The sequence below is a fragment of the Frondihabitans sucicola genome (assembly GCF_030296615.1).
Lineage (GTDB): Bacteria > Actinomycetota > Actinomycetes > Actinomycetales > Microbacteriaceae > Frondihabitans > Frondihabitans sucicola.
Genome location: NZ_AP027732.1, coordinates 1567894 through 1584055 on the forward strand (window position 1 = coordinate 1567894; position 16162 = coordinate 1584055).

General features: G+C 69.3%; 13 protein-coding genes and 2 pseudogenes. 10 read left to right on the forward strand and 5 right to left on the reverse strand.

The window, feature by feature from the left end; genetic code table 11:
* Positions 1-139 precede the first annotated feature (139 nt).
* Entirely contained in the window at positions 140-373 is a 234-nt protein-coding gene (locus tag QUE79_RS08195) for an SbtR family transcriptional regulator (RefSeq protein WP_286346878.1), read from the forward strand.
* On the opposite strand, the gene QUE79_RS08200 is transcribed toward QUE79_RS08195, so the two are convergent.
* Together QUE79_RS08200 and QUE79_RS08205 are read right to left on the reverse strand one after the other, a co-directional pair.
* Positions 366-737, reverse strand: a complete 372-nt coding sequence (locus tag QUE79_RS08200) for a hypothetical protein (protein ID WP_286346235.1) — start codon at positions 735-737, stop codon at positions 366-368. The two genes, QUE79_RS08195 and QUE79_RS08200, sit on opposite strands and share 8 nt — an antisense overlap.
* A 72-nt stretch (positions 738-809) precedes the next feature.
* Positions 810-2093, reverse strand: coding sequence for an MFS transporter (locus QUE79_RS08205; protein ID WP_286346236.1), 1284 nt, complete (start codon positions 2091-2093; stop codon positions 810-812).
* 248 nt (positions 2094-2341) lie between these two features.
* On the opposite strand from QUE79_RS08205, the gene QUE79_RS08210 reads away from it, so the two are divergent.
* The 6 genes and pseudogenes from QUE79_RS08210 to QUE79_RS25380 all read left to right on the forward strand — a co-directional run.
* Positions 2342-3145 carry a sugar phosphate isomerase/epimerase family protein gene (locus QUE79_RS08210; RefSeq protein WP_286346237.1) on the forward strand — a complete coding sequence of 268 codons (804 nt, stop codon included), beginning with the start codon at positions 2342-2344 and terminating at the stop codon, positions 3143-3145.
* Positions 3142-4244 (forward strand): annotated as a pseudogene (locus QUE79_RS08215) (Gfo/Idh/MocA family protein). The gene QUE79_RS08210 and the pseudogene QUE79_RS08215 overlap by 4 nt, the downstream one beginning before the upstream one ends.
* Before the next feature lie 292 nt (positions 4245-4536).
* Positions 4537-6051, forward strand: a complete 1515-nt coding sequence (gene glpK / locus QUE79_RS08220) for a glycerol kinase GlpK (protein WP_286346238.1) — start codon at positions 4537-4539, stop codon at positions 6049-6051.
* Positions 6051-6920 carry an MIP/aquaporin family protein gene (locus QUE79_RS08225; RefSeq protein WP_286346239.1) on the forward strand — a complete coding sequence of 290 codons (870 nt, stop codon included), beginning with the start codon at positions 6051-6053 and terminating at the stop codon, positions 6918-6920. The genes glpK and QUE79_RS08225 overlap by 1 nt, the downstream gene beginning before the upstream one ends.
* A gap of 164 nt (positions 6921-7084) precedes the next feature.
* The gene (locus tag QUE79_RS08230) at positions 7085-7762 is read left to right on the forward strand and encodes a DedA family protein (RefSeq protein ID WP_286346240.1); all 678 of its coding nucleotides are present in this window, start codon (positions 7085-7087) and stop codon (positions 7760-7762) included.
* Positions 7763-7919: 157 nt separating this feature from the next.
* Positions 7920-9791: pseudogene (locus tag QUE79_RS25380) on the forward strand (response regulator); the annotation flags it as partial.
* A gap of 89 nt (positions 9792-9880) precedes the next feature.
* On the opposite strand, the gene QUE79_RS08245 reads toward QUE79_RS25380, so the two are convergent.
* From QUE79_RS08245 to QUE79_RS08255, 3 genes are all read right to left on the reverse strand, one after another.
* Positions 9881-12382, reverse strand: a complete 2502-nt coding sequence (locus QUE79_RS08245) for a glycoside hydrolase family 2 protein (protein ID WP_286346241.1) — start codon at positions 12380-12382, stop codon at positions 9881-9883.
* Between the two features lie 87 nt (positions 12383-12469).
* Positions 12470-13495, reverse strand: coding sequence for a LacI family DNA-binding transcriptional regulator (locus QUE79_RS08250; protein WP_286346242.1), 1026 nt, complete (start codon positions 13493-13495; stop codon positions 12470-12472).
* A gap of 117 nt (positions 13496-13612) precedes the next feature.
* Positions 13613-14290, reverse strand: coding sequence for a hypothetical protein (locus QUE79_RS08255; protein ID WP_286346243.1), 678 nt, complete (start codon positions 14288-14290; stop codon positions 13613-13615).
* A gap of 154 nt (positions 14291-14444) precedes the next feature.
* Here QUE79_RS08255 and QUE79_RS08260 point away from each other — a divergent pair, with 154 nt between their 5' ends.
* The 3 genes from QUE79_RS08260 to QUE79_RS08270 all read left to right on the forward strand — a co-directional run bounded on the left by QUE79_RS08260 (position 14445) and on the right by QUE79_RS08270 (position 16068).
* Positions 14445-14771, forward strand: a complete 327-nt coding sequence (locus QUE79_RS08260) for an L-rhamnose mutarotase (protein ID WP_286346244.1) — start codon at positions 14445-14447, stop codon at positions 14769-14771.
* Between the two features lie 74 nt (positions 14772-14845).
* Positions 14846-15817: an SGNH/GDSL hydrolase family protein gene (locus QUE79_RS08265; protein WP_286346245.1), complete on the forward strand. Its 972-nt coding sequence runs from the start codon at positions 14846-14848 to the stop codon at positions 15815-15817.
* Positions 15814-16068, forward strand: coding sequence for a GAF domain-containing protein (locus tag QUE79_RS08270; protein ID WP_286346246.1), 255 nt, complete (start codon positions 15814-15816; stop codon positions 16066-16068). Before QUE79_RS08265 ends, QUE79_RS08270 begins: the two co-directional genes overlap by 4 nt.
* Positions 16069-16162 lie beyond the last annotated feature (94 nt).

The following is a 16162-nucleotide window of genomic DNA, read 5'->3' on the forward strand; positions in this document are numbered from 1 at the left end:
TGGCCGAGGCGCACGGTCTTGCCGAGCGGTACGGGCCCGACGAGGCGCTCGAGCGGTTCGTGCTGCGCTACACGAAGTTCGTCGCCACGAAGCGGGGCTGGCCGCGGCACTGCATTCGGGGGATCCTGCGTTCGCCGCGTTGCCCCTGTACTTCGAGGGCCAGGTCGGTCCCGTCCTGGCCTCGCTCCTCGCGAACGCCGAGGCCGCGGGTCTCATCCGGGCCGACGTCGATCCGGTCGAACTGCTCGGGGCGATCGCCAACCTCAGCATCCCGTCGCCCGTCACCGGCGACACCGGGCGGGCTTTCACCATGGTGAACCTGTTGCTCGACGGTCTCCGCTACCGCGCCACCGCAGACAGAGCGTTCAGCTGAGCGGCGCTGCGACGGCGAGGACGGCGTCGACATCGCCGGCGCGAAGGCTCTGAGCGGGGGTCGAGCCGGAGAGTGCTCCGTTGGGCGAGGCGAGCCAGACGGCGTCGCGCCACGTGTGAGAGCGCGCGGGATCGAGGGCGTCGAGCACACGCGCCAGACCGGGTAGCGGTTCGCCGTTCGAGTCGAACTGGAACGCCGGGTAGCCCACCTGCCCGTCGCGCATCGGCAGGGCGAGGACGACGCCGGCCGCGGTCATCCGGCGGAGGAGCTCACGCGGGCATCCGAAGCCGTGGAGGAGCGCTGCGGGCTCGATGAACGGCCCCACCGCGTCTGCCGGGGTCTCTGTGGCGGCCGCCTGATCCATGCACCCTCCTGCCTCGACGGTATTGGACGACCGCGCGGGAGTCGAGAGAGCACAAGTGCCCTCTTTGTGGTGTCAGCGGACCTTCTTGACGGGGATGATGGCCAGGGCGCCGAGGATGCCGGCGATACCGGCGCCCCAGAGCATCAGCGTGTAATTCTGGTGCGTGGCGCTGCCGATCCCGAGAAGGACCGCTGCGAATGCCGGAGCGAGCGACTGCGGCAGGGCGTTCGCGATGTTGATCACCCCGAGGTCTTTGCCCGGCTTGTCGGCGTTCGGCAGGACGTCGACGACGAGAGCGGTGTCGATCGCCGAGTAGATGCCATAGGCGAAGCCCATGATGGCCTCGGCCGTGTAGAAGCCGCCGATGGTCGACGTGTGGGCCAGCACGATCAGCCCGACGGAGAAGAGAGCGGTCGATCCGCCGACGAAGATCTTGCGGCGTCCGAGCTTGTCGGAAAGGAAGCCCGACAGCGACGAGCTGACCAGCAGGGCGATCGTGTAGAGGAGGACGCCGAACGCCACTGCCGCCGTCGCTCGGGCCGTTCCGAGTCCGATGACATGCTCCATGTACAGCAGTCGGTAGGTGGTGAACATGAAGGTCGCGAAGATGATCAGGAAGCGAGACCACCAGGCGAAGGCGAAGTCGGGGTTCTTGACGGGGTTGGTCCAGAACGATCCGATGATGTTGAGGAAGGTGAACTTCTTGATCGGGGTGGTCGGCAGCTCGTCGCGGGCGATGAACGAGTAGACGAGCACCAGAACGATGGCCAGGATGCCCGGCGCGATGAAGAGGACGGGCAGATTGAAGGCGAAGAAGACGGCCAGGTACGTGCCGAACAGGACGGCGACGTTCTGGGCCAGCGCGATGACGCTCGAGGCGCGGCCGCGCTGGAGCTGGGGGACGTTGTCGGCGAAACTCGCCGTGAGCGCCGAGAAGGCCGCGTTGGCCGCGAGCTGGGAGATCAACCAGCCGACGCCCATGACGAAGGTGGTCGGCGCGTAGGCGACGATCGCGAGACCGACGATGAACACGATCATGCCGATGACCATCCACGGCCTCCGTCGACCCCAGCGGGTGCGGGTGCGGTCGCTGAGGGAGCCGGCGAGCGGATTCGCGATGAGGGCGCCCAACGCGCCGATCGGCAGGACCGAGGCGATCACCCCGGCAGGGTCGGTGGGGTTCAACTCCTGCGCCTTGAGCTGCAGGCTGACGTAGACCGGCGAAAGGAGCGCCACGAAGAGACCGAACTCGGCCAGTCCGAGGCCCCACAGGTACTTCTTGGACACCGCGATCGTGCTGACCGCCTGGGTCAGCGGTGCTTCTGGTGTGGGTTTCATCGTCTCTGATGCCGACATGACGCCTCCTCGGGCCATTTTCTCAAATCCCAACCGATGGTTGGTAATTGCGACCCTAGCCTTGTCAGGACATTGACGCAACACGAGTCGGGGCGAATCGGAACGCCCTTTGCGCCGCCCGCTCGATGGGGTCTAGGGTTGTTTTGTCGCTGGTTACGCGACTTTCGACTGTCCATCAACAGAAGTCCTGCACGGGTCGACGAAGCTCCCGCTCCGAGCCGATCAGGCACCACGATCCAGGAGTCCCCATGGCTACCCAACCGTCCGTCCAGCTCTACACGGTGAGGGACGCGATCGCTGCCGATCTCCCCGGCGCCGTCGCTCGCGTGGCCGAGATCGGCTTCACGAGTGTCGAGCCGTACGGTTTCGTCGAGCAGGCCGACGCCTACGCGGCGGCACTCACGGCCAACGGCCTCAAGGCTCCGTCCGGTCACGCCCCCGTCATCGACGCCGAGAACCCCGACCACATCTTCGAGGCGGCGAACAAGCTCGGTATCGAGACCGTCATCGACCCGTTCATCCCTTCCGATCGCTGGCAGACCGCCGACGACGCGAAGAAGATCGCCGAGCGCGTCAACGAGCTCGCCGCGCAGGCCAAGGCCTTCGGTCTGCGCTTCGGCTACCACAACCACCAGTGGGAGTTCGGCAACAAGGTCGACGGCCGTTCGATCTACCACCTCTTCGCCGAGCAGCTCGCGCCCGAGGTCGTCCTCGAACTCGACACCTTCTGGTCGACCGTCGGCGGTGCCGACACCGTCGCCGTGCTCACGGAGCTCGGTGACAAGGTCCAGTTCATCCACGTGAAAGACGGCAAGGTCGCCGGCGACATCGCCAACATCCTTCCCTCGTCCGAGAGCGCGCTGGTCGTGCCCGACGAGCTGATGGCCGCCTTCAAGCTGCAGCTCCCGGCCGGAAGCGGCGACGTCGACGTCACCGGCATCCTCGCGGCAGCCCCGCAGGCGCTCCGCGTCGTCGAGTTCGACGGCTACGCCGGTGATGTCTTCGAAGGCATCGCCACCTCTCTCGCCTGGCTGAAGGAGAACGACAAATGAGCACCGGTCCCGTCGGCGTCGGCTTCATCGGCGCCGGAAACATCAGCACCCAGTACCTCGACAACCTCACGAAGTTCGCCGACGTGAAGGTCCTCTTCATCGCCGACATCAACCTCGCCGCCGCCGAGGCGCAGGCCACGAAATACGGCGTCCCCGGCTTCGGTACCGTCGAGCAGCTGCTCGCGATCGACGAGGTCGAGATCGTCGTCAACCTGACCATCCCGGCAGCGCACGCCGAGGTCGGCCGACAGGTCATCGCGGCGGGCAAGAGCGTCTGGAGCGAGAAGCCCTGGCCCTCCAGGCCTCCGACGCCGCGTCGCTCCTCGCCGACGCGAAGGCCGCGGGCGTGCGCACGGCGTGCGCGCCCGACACCGTGCTGGGCGCCGGTATCCAGTCCGCCCTCCGCGCGATCGCCAGCGGCGTGATCGGCGAACCCCTGACCGCGACGACCCTGTTCCAGGTTCCGGGGCCCGAGTCCTGGCATCCTGGGCCGGAGTTCCTGTTCTCGAAGGGCGCGGGTCCGCTGTTCGACATGGGCCCGTACTACGTCACGACGCTGGTGCACGCGTTCGGCTCGGCCGACCACGTGCAGGCGACGTCGTCGAAGTCGCACGACACCCGCACGATCGGCTCCGGTCCGCGGGCCGGCACCGTGTTCCCGGTCGAGGTGCCCACTCACCACGCCGCGCTGATCTCGTTCGAGGGCGGCCAGTCGTCGCAGTCGACCTTCTCGTTCCAGCAGGCGCTCCCGCGCGCCGGATTCGTCGAGATCAACGGCACCGAGGGCACCCTCGTGCTCCCCGACCCGAACACGTTCGAGGGCGACTCGACCCTGTATCGCTTCGGTCAGTCGGAGCCCGAGACGCTCACGGCCGAGGGCTCGACCTGGGGCCGCGGCACCGGGGTCGTCGACCTCGCCCGATCGATCCGCAACGGTGTGCCCGAGCGCGCCACCGGCGCGATCGCGTCGCACGTCCTCGACGTCCTGCTCGGCATCTCCGAGGCAGCCGAGACCGGTGAGACGGTGAAGGTGACCAGCTCGATCCAGAAGCCCGAGCCCCTGACGCCCGACTTCGATCCTGCGGCCGCCACGCTCTGACGCATCAGTTCCGAACGCCCCCAGCCGTGCTCCGCGCCCGGCCGGGGGCGTTCTGCGTCGAGGGCGAGGCGCTCTGGCGGCTCAGGATCGGGGGACAAGACAGGTGAACGGATGTTCAGGTGCGGCTCCGGTCGGGTGACGATCCGGCCGAAGCGTTTGCACATACGTGCAAATGGCTCTGGAGGGCGTGCAGAGGCCGCTACATTTCGGGAGGCCGATCGATCCTGATCGTGCCGACCCGGCACCGGCGCTTCGTCGGCGGGCACCACCTGACAACAACGGAGTTCAATCAGTGAGCGATTACGTCATCGCACTAGACCAGGGCACGACCTCGACGAGAGCGATCATCTTCGATCACTCCGGTTCGATCGTGTCGACCGGCCAGCTCGAGCACGAGCAGATCTTCCCCCGCGCGGGCTGGGTCGAGCACGACCCGATCGAGATCTGGAACAACACCCGGGAGGTCATCGGCCAGGCCCTCTCGAAGGCCAATGTGACGCGCCACGACATCAAGGCCGTGGGCATCACCAACCAGCGCGAGACCGCGGTCGTGTGGGACAGGACCACGGGGCTTCCGGTCTACAACGCCATCGTCTGGCAGGACACGCGCACGCAGTCGATCGTCGACCGCCTGGCGAAGGACGGCGGCGTCGAGCGCTTCAAGCCGATCGTCGGGCTCCCGCTGGCGACGTACTTCGCCGGCACCAAGATCGTCTGGATCCTCGAGAACGTCGAGGGCGCCCGCGCCAAAGCGGAGGCGGGCGATCTGCTGTTCGGCACGACCGACAGCTGGGTGCTGTGGAACCTGACCGGCGGGGTGAACGGCGGCATCCACGTCACCGACGTCACCAACGCCTCCCGCACGCTGTTCATGGATCTCGAGACGCTCGAGTGGCGCGACGACATCCTGGAGGCCTTCGACGTCCCCAGGTCGATGCTCCCCGAGATCAAGTCGTCCTCCGAGGTGTACGGCGTCGTCTCCGACTCGTCGCTGCTGCGCGAGGTGCCGATCGCCGGGATCCTCGGCGACCAGCAGGCCGCGACCTTCGGCCAGGCCGCCTTCGACCAGGGCGAGTCGAAGAACACCTACGGCACCGGCAACTTCCTGATCTTCAACACGGGCGAGGAGATCGTCCACTCGAAGAACGGCCTGCTCACGACCGTCGGCTACAAGCTCGGCGACGCGGCACCGCACTATGCGCTCGAGGGGTCGATCGCCGTGACCGGATCCCTGATCCAGTGGCTGCGCGACAACCTCGGCATCATCAACTCCGCCCCCGAGGTGGAGGCGCTCGCCACCACCGTCGACGACAACGGCGGCGTGTACTTCGTGCCGGCGTTCTCCGGTCTCTTCGCACCCTACTGGCGCTCCGACGCCCGGGGTGCTCTCGTGGGCCTGACGCGCTACGTGAACAAGGGCCACATCGCCCGAGCAGCCCTCGAGGCGACCGCGTTCCAGACGCGCGAGGTGCTCGACGCCGTGAACGCCGACTCGGGCGTCGACCTGACCGAGCTGAAGGTCGACGGAGGCATGACCGCCAACGACGCCCTGATGCAGTTCCAGGCCGACCTGCTCAACGTCCCCGTCGTCCGTCCGGTCGTCGCCGAGACGACCGCGCTCGGGGCCGCGTACGCCGCCGGCCTGGCCGTCGGATTCTGGGCGAACCTCGACGAACTCCGGTCGAACTGGCAGGAATCGAAGCGCTGGGAGCCGAACCTCGACGTGATCGAACGCGAACGTCAGCTCCGCCTGTGGAAGAAAGCCGTCACCAAGACGTTCGACTGGGTCGACGGGGACGTGCTCTGATGGCGTCGATCTTTGCCCTGCGCAAGCCCTCGCAGCAGACCAACGACCTGGCCGGGATGGCCGACCCGCCCAAGGGCTCCACGCCCACCACCTTCGGCGAGCTCGTCGCCGAAGCGCTCGGCTCGATGATGATCGCGATCTTCGGGTTCGGCGTCGTCGCGCAGGTGACCGTCGGGGCCGGCGGCCTCGGCGGCCACGACAGCATCGCCTGGTCGTGGGGCCTCGGCGTCACGTTCGGCATCTTCGTGGCGGGCGCCATCTCCGGCGCCCACCTGAACCCGGCCGTGACCCTGGCCGTCGCGACCTACAAGGGATTCCCCTGGGCCAAGGTCGGGCCGTACATCCTCGCGCAGCTCGTCGGCTTCTTCCTCGGCGCTCTGTTCATCTACTTGAACTACGTGCACTCGATCAACGCGATCGACCCGCACCGCACGTTCAAGACGCAGGGCATCTTCTCGACGTCGCCCGGCAACGGCAACAACGCGCTCGACGTGCACATCCCGCAGGCCTTCATGGACCAGGTGCTCGGCACCGCCGTCCTCGTCTTCCTGATCTTCGCGATCACCGACGTCCTCGGGGCCAACCCGACCCCGGCCGTCTCGGCCATCGCGGTCGGTCTGATCGTCGTCGGCATCGGCTTCGCGCTGGGCACCAACGACGGCTACGCCATCAACCCGGCCCGCGACTTCGCGCCTCGCCTCATGGAGTGGATCGTCGGCTACAAGGACGCCTGGCTCGACCAGCGGGGCAACGTCTTCTTCTGGGTGCCGATCGTCGGCCCGTTCGTCGGGGCGCTCGTCGGAGGGGGCGTCTACCAGGCGACCATCGCCCGCACGCTGCCCAAGACGGTTCCCGCTTCGACGAAGTAGTTCCGGCACGGTCGGGAGGCCCCGTGGCGAGCGATCGCCGCGGGGCCTCCGCGCGCCGGGGGTAGGGGTAGCCCTACCCCAAGACGGCGGTCACCCCCGTCGTGCCCGAACGGTCCGATCCGTAGCGTCGATGGTGTCGCTGCACCCAACAGATCGGATCCGTCATGGACGCGCTCACCCACCTCCTTCTCGCCGGGGCAGGATCGCCGCTGATCCTGCTCGCGGTCTTCATCGTGGTCGCCATCGACGGCTTCTTCCCGCCCGTCCCCAGCGAGACCGTGGTCGTCGCGCTCGCTTCGATCGGCTTCGCAACGGGGGCGCCGAATCCCTGGATCGTGCTGCTCCTCGCCGCCGCGGGCTCGTTCGTCGGTGACAACCTCGCGTTCACCATCGGCCGTCGACTGGGGATCGACCGCTTCCGATTCACGCGCGGACCGCGGACGGCCCGGCTGCTCGGACGCGTGCGTGGAACGCTCGAAGAACGCTCCGCTTCGACGATCCTGACCGCCAGGTTCATCCCCGTCGGCCGGGTCGCCGTCAACGTGCTCGCCGGATCCAGCGCCTTCCCGAGGCGCCGGTTCGTGGTGTTGAGCGCCATCTCCGGAGTCCTCTGGGCGGGCTACTCGATCGTGATCGGCGTCGTCGCCGGCGCGTGGTTCCACGAGCAGCCGATCCTCGGCGCCGCGGTCGCAGCGGTCGCCGCGCTCGGGATCGGGCTGCTCGTCGACCGGATCTCGCGGCGCAGGCGGCGCTCTCGCCGGCCGGTCGCCGTCGCACCTACCCAGGCGGCTGCTCGGGCGGCACGCGTCTCGCTCGAGACCACCGGCGGCGGCACCCGATGAGTGCAATCGCCCCTGCGCAGCCCACGACCCGCGAGGATGGGACCGTGACCGATCAGCAGCCCGCAGCGCGATCCGGCGGGGGATACCTCCGCCGCTGGCGAGACCTGCCGCGCGAGCTGGCGTTCCTGGTCGCGATCCTGCCCGTGACGATCGTGACGTGCGTGCTCAGCTGGGCCGGGCTCGGACTCGGAATCGGAACCGCCATCCTCTGGATCGGCTTTCCCTCCTCGTCGGCTCGCTGCTGCTGGCCAGGCGATTCGGAGCGTTCGAGCTGCGCCGCCTCCGCGCGGCCGGTCGGCCCGCGATCGCCCTTCCCGACTGGTCGCGACGGCCGGTGCGCACCGGCTGGCTGGGCCGCTGGCTCGGGGTCATCGCCGACGGACGCACGTGGAGCTACTGGGCCCACGCCGCCGTGGTCGAGCTCGTCCTCGGCGCCATCACCTGGTCGATCGGCATCGTCTGGTCCGTCCTCTCCCTCGCCGGGCCGACGTACTGGTTCTGGGGTCGCTTCCCGCCGCACGGCTCCGACGAGCTCTGGCTGCACGTGGTGGTGCTGCAGTGGATCCCCGGTTACGTCCCCGAGGACACGCCCGACGGCCTCTTCGCGGGCGAGAGCGTCTTCTACGCCTGCGTCGGCGCCGTCTTCCTGCTCACCCTGCCGCTCGTGATCCACGGTCTCGTCCTGCTCCACCAGGCCGTCGCGACGGCCATGCTCGGCGAGGGCGCCTCCGCGGCGCTCCGGCGGGAGATCGCCGACAGCGAGGCTTCGCGGGTCTCCGCGATCCTGGCCGAGGACGACGCGCTCCGTCGCCTCGAACGCGACATCCACGACGGACCGCAGCAGAGCCTGCTGCGGGTGCAGTACGACCTGTCGAGTTCGATCCGGGCCCTCGGGCCGGACGACGCAGCGCTGCGACCGCTCCTCGAGGGCGCCCTCGGCCTGACGAAAGACACCCTGCAGGAGCTTCGCGACCTCTCCCGCGGTATGGCTCCGCCGCTGCTCCAGGATCGCGGGCTGGTCTCGGCCGTCCGGTCGCTCGCGGCCCGCAACCCCGTCCCGACGACCGTCACGGTCGACATGCCCGACGATGCGGAGTCGCTCGCCACGATCGAGCGAAGCGTCTACTTCGTCGTGTCCGAGCTGCTGGCGAACGTGGCCAAGCACTCCGAGGCGACGGCCGCGTCGGTCGTCATCCGCGGCGGAGCGGCGAGCGGCTTCGTGGTGCGCCGGCGGCGGACGCTGATCGTCGAGGTGGTCGACAACGGCCGCGGGGGCGCCCGAGACGTGGTCGGGCACGGCCTGAGCGGGCTCGACGCCAGGGTGGCCGGCCTGCGAGGCGCGATGGTCATCGACTCACCGGAGGGCGGTCCGAGCAGGATCGCGGTCACCCTCCCCTGGCGAGCGCGGCGGCGCAGGAAGCCCGGCCGCCCGTACGCTGAGGTCATGGCTTCCAGCGTTCCTCGCGTCGTCCTGGCCGACGACTCCGTTCTCCTCCGCGAGGGTGTCGCCCGTCTCTTCCAGGAGGCGGGCTACGACGTCGTCGGCACCTACGGCGACGCCGAGGCGCTGATGGCCGATCTCGGCTCGACCGAACCCGACCTCGCCGTCCTCGACATCCGGATGCCGCCGACCTTCCGAGACGAGGGCGTCCGGGCCGGTATCGCGATCAAGGGCTCGCACCCGGCCGTCGGAGTCCTGCTGCTCAGCCAGTACGCGGAGGCCGACTACGCGGCCGACCTCCTCGACACGGGGGCCGCGGGGGTCGGCTACCTGCTGAAAGACCGGGTGTCGTCGCTCGACGAGCTTCAGGACGCCGTCGAACGGATCGTCTCGGGCGGCACGGTCATCGACGAGCAGATCGTCCGCGACCTGCTGTCCCGAAGGCACGACCCGCTGGCGACCCTGACGCCGCGCGAGGTCGAGGTGCTGTCGCTCATGGCGGAGGGGCACACCAATCAAGGCATCGCGTCGGGCCTCCACCTCGCAGTCGCCTCGGTCGAGAAGCACACGACGTCGATCTTCCAGAAGCTCGGTCTCGACGACTCGGGAACCGCGCATCGGCGGGTGCTGGCGGTGCTCGCCTGGCTGCGGAAAGACGCCCCTAGCGGTGCCCGGGGCTATCCGCGGGACACCGGCGGCGTGACTCCGCCGGCTCTCGCCAGCAGGTCGCCGACGTGGCGGAGCACCGGGCGGTCGAGGAGTTCGCTCTCTCGTCCGCGCGGGACGTCGCTCACACGGATCACGCGCGTCTCGCCGGGCAGAAGGTCGAAGGCCTGGTCCGAGGCCTCCGCCGCCGGGTCGATGCGATCCGCGAAGACGCAGACGCCACGGACGTACGACGACGCCGCGAGCCGGACGAGGGCGTCGGCGCCGTCCCGATCGACGGTCGCCGTCAGGGCGTCCGGAGCGAGAGCGAGCTCGCGATCCTCAGCGAAGGCCCAGGTCGCGCGCACACCGGTCGCCGTCTCTGCGGCCAGGAGCTCCGCCCCGGGGTCGCCGGGCGTCGCCACCTCGGCCGGGATCCGCGCTCGGGCGGCACCGAAGCGATCCGCGATCAGCCGCACGGTGAAGCTCGCCTTCTCCGCTCCGTCGAAGCCGATGCGTCGGACGATGACCGATTCGCGCCACGTCTCGCCGCCGTCGTTCACGGCGATCACGTCGAGACCGTCGTCGTGCGGCTGGATCGTCAGGAGTCGGGTGCGCTGCGCCTCGCGCTGCCCGTACCAGGCCGGCTTGAGGCGCCCGTCGCCGTCGACCGTCGCCCAGCTCGTCACGGGCCAGCAGTCGTTGAGCTGCCAGACGATCGTGCCGAAGTTGCGCGGCCGCAGCGACCGGAACCACTCCACGCCCGCGCGCACCGCCCACGCCTGATTGAGCTGCATGGCGTAGTGCCAGTCGGCCATGTCCTGCGGCACGGGCAGGTGCGGCTCCAGCCCGCGCCGGAGCTTTCCGTTGCCGTCGTTGGCCTTCTGGTGGTGAAGGACGCCCGGAGACGTCGGCGTCATCGGATCGTCGCGCACCGATCGCCGGAGGGTCGACCAGGTCGGCGGAGCCTGCCAGCCGAACTCGCTCGCGAAGCGGGGCCGGTAGTCGCGATAGACGCTCCAGTCGCGCTCGTTCCAGACGTCCCAGATGTGCTGGAGGGCGTGATCCGGATCGTTCGGGTGGATCTCCATCGACCCCGAATACGGGCTGCCCGGCCAATACGGGCGAGCAGGATCGACCGTGCGGACGACGTCGGGAAGGGCGTCGAGGTAGTACCACGCGCCCCAGGGCCGATCACCCAGGAGGTCTTTCCAGCCCCAGTCCTCGTGCCCCCAGATGTTCTCGTTGTTGCCGTTCCAGAGCACGAGGCTCGGGTGCGGCATGAGCCTCGCCACGTTGTCGCGGGCCTCGGCGACGACCTCGTCGGCCAGAGCGGGATCCTCCGGATAGGCCGCGCAGGCGAAGAGGAAGTCTTGCCAGACGAGCACACCGAGTTCGTCGCAGACCCGGTAGAACTCGTCGCTCTCGTAGACGCCGCCGCCCCAGACGCGCAGCAGGTTGGTGTTCTGGCCGACGGCCTGCGTGATGCGCGCCCGCAGGCGCGCTTCGTCGACGCGCGGCAGGAAGCAGTCGTCGGGGATCCAGTTCGCTCCTCGAATCGGTACGGTCGCCCCGTTGACCTCGAGCACGAAGGCGGTGCCCTCGGCGTCGGGAGATGCGTCGAGCCGAATGGACCGGAAGGCGATCGTCGACGACCAGCGGTCGATCTCGTCGCCGGCGGCGTCGCGGAGCACGACGGTCAGGTCGGAGAGGGGTTGGTCGCCGAGCCCGTGGGGCCACCAGAGGCGGGGGCGGTCGACCGTGCCATCGACGGCCACGGAGGTGCCGCCCGCGAGAGGGGCCGAGCTCAGGAGGGAGCCGTCGACGGTCAGCTCCGCCGTCGCGCCCTCGACCACTCCGTCGATGTCGACGTCGACGTGGACCGCGCCCGTGGGACCCTCGACGGTGACCTGCGGGCGCACCTCGGCGATGCGGGCTCCGTCGTCGAGAAGCAGCCAGGCCTGCCTCCAGATGCCCGCCGTCACGAGGGTGGGCCCCCAGTCCCACCCGAAGTTGCAGGCGGACTTCCGGAGATAGTTGAAGGGAGCAGGGTAGGCGTTCGGGAGGCGTCCGATCCGCTCTCGCTCGGCTTCGCCGTAGGCCCACGCCGAGGCGACCCGCACGTCGAGCCGGTTGTCGCCCTCGACGAGGTGCCGGGTGACGTCGACGCTGTAGCGGCGGTGCATGTTGCGCGTGCGGAGCACTTCGGCGCCGTTGACGAAGACCGTCGCGACCGTGTCGAGCCCGTCGAACGCGAGTGTCGCTCGTCGACCGTCGGGCGAGTGCTCGACGACGCTCGACCAGACCCACTCCTGTCGCCCGATCCAGTCGAGGGACAGCTCGTTGCGATCGAGGTAGGGGTCGTCGATGAGCCCAGCGCGGAGGAGGTCGGTGTGCACCGTTCCGGGCACTTCGGCGGAGATCGGGAGGGCGTCGCGGACGTGACGCGGAACGGCCTCGTTCGGGATCGTGTCGGACGTCGTCTCACCGAGACTCACGGTCCACCCCTCGGTCAGGGGAATTCGCTGCTTCATCGCACCACCTGTCGCTTGATTGGAATGACTATACCGATAAAGTAGACGTGGAGCGACCGCAGGCATCGCGCGAATCGAGCGACACGGTCAGCTCGGCACCCGGGCCGTCGTCCCGCCGATCCGGAGGACGGGAGACGAGAAGTCGTGGCCGTCCTCGACGAATCCCGGTGCGAGATCGCCGTCCGCCGCACGGAGGAGGCTTCTCCCCGCTGCCGCGCCGAGAGCGAGGATGTCTCGCTCGATGGCCGTGATCGGAGGCTCGGCATAGGCGCTCAGCGCCGAACCGTCCCACGCAACGACCGAGAGCTGTGCCGGGACATCGAGACCGTGCCGCCTGGCGACCTGCAGGCCGATCACCGCCTGGAGGTCGCTGTCGAACACGATCGCCGTCGGACGATCCTCCCGTTCGAGGAGCGCCGCGGTGACCGCAGCCGTCGACTCGACGTCCTCCCCGCTGACGACGCGCGCCTCCATGCCCCGTTCCTCGGCGCCCGCGAGAAGGGTTTCGGTGCGGCGCTGCGTGTGCTGGAATCGGGCGGGCCCCGTCACGCGTGCCACGCGGCGATGGCCGAGCGACCCGAGATGCTCGAGGACCTCGGCCATCGCGCCGCCGTCGTCGCTGGCGAGGACAGGCAGACCCGGCGCCTCCGCTCCGAGCACGACGGCCGGGACGCCGAGCTCCTGCACGAGGTCGACGCGCGGGTCGTCGTGAACGAGGTCCGTGAGCAGCACGGCGTCGACGCGGCTGCCGCCGACGATGGTCCGGTAGACCTCGGTCTCGTCGGCGGGATCGCTCACCACGTGCAGGGCGAGCGTGGTCCGGCTGCCGACGAACGACGACTCGATGCCGGCGAGGAGGCGCATATAGAACGAGTCGTTTCCGACGTCCTCGGCGGGCCTCGTCAGGACGAGCCCCATCGCGTTCGCCCGACGCGCCGTCAGCGACATCGCTGCGGCGTTGCGCCGCCAGCCCAACTCGTCGGCGAGCTCTCGGATCCGGGCTCTGGTCGGCTCGGAGACGCCGGGTCTGTCGTTCAACGCGAACGAGACCGCCATCTTCGAGACGCCCGCGCGGGCTGCGATGTCTGCGATCGTCGGTCGTCTGCTCGCCATGCGCCGAGCGTAGCCGCCCGCGTGTGCCGTCAACGAAGTCCGCCGACCCCGGAACAGCTGTCGCGACGAACGCGGCGTGCTGTTCGGGAGTCGGCGGACTCGGTGGAAGGGGTACCGCTACTGCGCGATCTGAGCCGTGATCGTTGCGACTCCCACGAGCAGGTCGGCCTTGACGGCGTCGGTCTTGAAGGTCGTGTCGAGCAGCTTGGCCGCGTCGGCGGACACGTGCACGGTTGTGCCGGTCAGGATCGCGTTGTTGCCCTCGACCTGCAGCGGCTTCAGCGTGCCACCGTGCAGCGAGAACAGGTACGCCTGCGTGACGGCGACCTTGCCGTTGACCGAGACGTCACCGTAGAGCTTCGAGTTGCCGGGGTTCACGGTGAAGTTCGCCAGGGTGACCGTGGTGGATCCTGCGGTCAGCGTCAGGCCGGAGCCGTCGTGCTCCAGGATGCCCTGAACGTACGGGCGGTAGTCGCCCTTGGGCGACCAGTAGACGACCGAGCCGCCCGTGATCGGGAACTGGACGGTCGAGCCGTTCAGCTTCGCCGTGCCAGAGACGCCGGGGGTGAGGCCGAGGCTCTTGAGGGCGGCGAGGAAGTTGCTATCGAGAGCGACGCCGGTGTTTCCGCCGAAGATCTGCGGGACGGCGGCGACCGGGGCGGGGATCTTGGACGAGGAGGCGGCCAGGTGGACCGTGGGCGAGGCAGTGGCGGCGGTGACGCCGACTCCGGCGGCTCCTGCAATGAGGAGTCCTGCGGCGGCGAAGCTGATACCGGCTTTGGAGAACTTGCGCATTTTCTGTTCCTTCGTTGGACGAGAAGTGAACGTTCCAGCTACGTTCGGTGGGCGTTTGCCCGATGTCATGTATTCGCCACCGCCCTTTCTGCGGTTTGGTGTCGTCTCACCTCGTTATCGTTTCGTGACCCCGGCCCTGTGAAAGGATTCATCCATGACGACGCAAAGCTGCTTCCTCCTCCGCGTGCGACCCGACAGACTCGGCCCCTATCTGCAGGATCACCAGAACGTCTGGTCCGAGATGGAGGAGGCCCTGCGGCAGGCCGGCTGGTCGAACTACTCGCTCTTCGTCGACCGGGCCACGGGGCTGTGCGTCGGAACGGTCGAGACCGACGACCTGGAGGCCGCCCAGGCCCGCATGGCCGAGACCGAGGTCGACGCTCGCTGGCAGGCCGCGATGGCCGACTACTTCGAGCCCGTCGACGATCGCGTCGCTCCGGGTGAGAGCGTCGTGCTCGAGCGCTACTTCCACCTCGACTGAGCGGTTGTCCCCTCAAGAGCGGACTCCCCTTGGGGGATTGTCCGCTGGACGCCCCCGGGGCGAGACTCGGCCTCGTGCAGTCGTTTCTTCATCACGTCGTCCTCCCCTTCGTCCGAGGTCGCTACAGCGCCGTCGGCGGTCGGCTCAGCCTGCCCCGCCCCGACGACGCACCGCAGGCGCACGCACCGGGCATCGACCCGGACCGCCTCCTGATCTTCGGCAACGGAGCGGCGGTCGGCTGGGGTGTTCGCAGCCACGATCTCGCCCTGCCCGGCCAACTGGCACGCCGCCTCTCGGCGCTCACCGGTCGCGGCGTCGACGTCGACGCCGTCGCGGATCCGACTCTGACCATCGGTACGGCGGCCGCAGCCCTGCCGACCGAGCGTCTGGGCGAGTACGACGGGATCGTGATCGTCCTCGGGGTGAGCGACGCCCTCCGCCTCACCTCGGAGCGACGCTGGCGGCGCGGACTCCTGGCCCTGTTCGACGCGCTCGCGGCCGGCGCCCACGAGTCCGCGGAGATCCTCCTCGTCGGGATCCACCGACCCAGCTCGATCGCGGCCTTGTCCGTGCGAGAGGGCAGCATCCTCGACAAGCACGCCGCTCGCCTCGACGCCGTCACCCGCGAGCTCTGCGACGCTCGCGAACGTACCCACTTCGTCGTCCCGCCGGAGCTTCCCGAGGCGGCGGAGAAGGGCGCCTCGGCCGATCACGGTCGCGCCCGCGAGGGCTTCCGCCTCTGGGCCGAGGGCCACGCCGAACTCCTCGCGCCGCTCCTCGATCGCCACGTCGGCGAGGGGCGAACGGCCCGCACGGCGCGCCACCGACCGCAGAGCGACGAGACGCGCTTGGCCGCCATCCGCGCTCTCGGGCTGCTGGACTCGCCGCCCGAGAAGCGGTTCGACGACATCACCGAACGGGCGCGGATCCTCCTCGGCACAGCGGGCGCAGCCTTCTCGATCGTCGACGAGGACCGGCTCTACAACAAGTCGTTCTCCGGCGTCGGCAAGGTCGAGGTCCGCTCCGCGGGGCGATGTGCGCCGTGACGATCCAGAGCGGGATGCCCTTCGTGGTGCCGGACGTCTGGCACGACGACCGCTTCGTGACCCACCCGGCCGTGCGCTTCTACGCGGGGCACCCGGTCGAGACGCCCGACGGGATCCGAATCGGGGCGCTCTGCGTCACCGACCCGCACCCGCGCGGCGCCGACAGCGTCGACCTGGTGCTGCTGCGCGAGCTCGCGCTCTCGGTGCAGCGGGAGCTCGCCGCCACCGTCGCCCCCGGGGTCGCCGCCTGACCCCTCCCGAAATCGAAGGGGATTTTCGGGCAGGCTGCTTGAAGCCCGCATGCTCCGGCCCTCCCCGCGCGGATCCCCTTCGATTTCTGGCGGG

Excerpts from the sequence above, each read along its gene's own strand:
- QUE79_RS08200 (WP_286346235.1), bottom strand. The coding sequence starts at position 737 with ATGGATCAGGCGGCCGCCACAGAGACCCCGGCAGACGCGGTGGGGCCG.
- QUE79_RS08205 (WP_286346236.1), bottom strand. The coding sequence starts at position 2,093 with ATGTCGGCATCAGAGACGATGAAACCCACACCAGAAGCACCGCTGACC.
- QUE79_RS08210 (WP_286346237.1), top strand. The coding sequence starts at position 2,342 with ATGGCTACCCAACCGTCCGTCCAGCTCTACACGGTGAGGGACGCGATC.
- QUE79_RS08225 (WP_286346239.1), top strand. The coding sequence starts at position 6,051 with ATGGCGTCGATCTTTGCCCTGCGCAAGCCCTCGCAGCAGACCAACGAC.
- QUE79_RS08230 (WP_286346240.1), top strand. The coding sequence starts at position 7,085 with ATGGACGCGCTCACCCACCTCCTTCTCGCCGGGGCAGGATCGCCGCTG.
- QUE79_RS08245 (WP_286346241.1), bottom strand. The coding sequence starts at position 12,382 with ATGAAGCAGCGAATTCCCCTGACCGAGGGGTGGACCGTGAGTCTCGGT.
- QUE79_RS08250 (WP_286346242.1), bottom strand. The coding sequence starts at position 13,495 with ATGGCGAGCAGACGACCGACGATCGCAGACATCGCAGCCCGCGCGGGC.
- QUE79_RS08255 (WP_286346243.1), bottom strand. The coding sequence starts at position 14,290 with ATGCGCAAGTTCTCCAAAGCCGGTATCAGCTTCGCCGCCGCAGGACTC.
- QUE79_RS08260 (WP_286346244.1), top strand. The coding sequence starts at position 14,445 with ATGACGACGCAAAGCTGCTTCCTCCTCCGCGTGCGACCCGACAGACTC.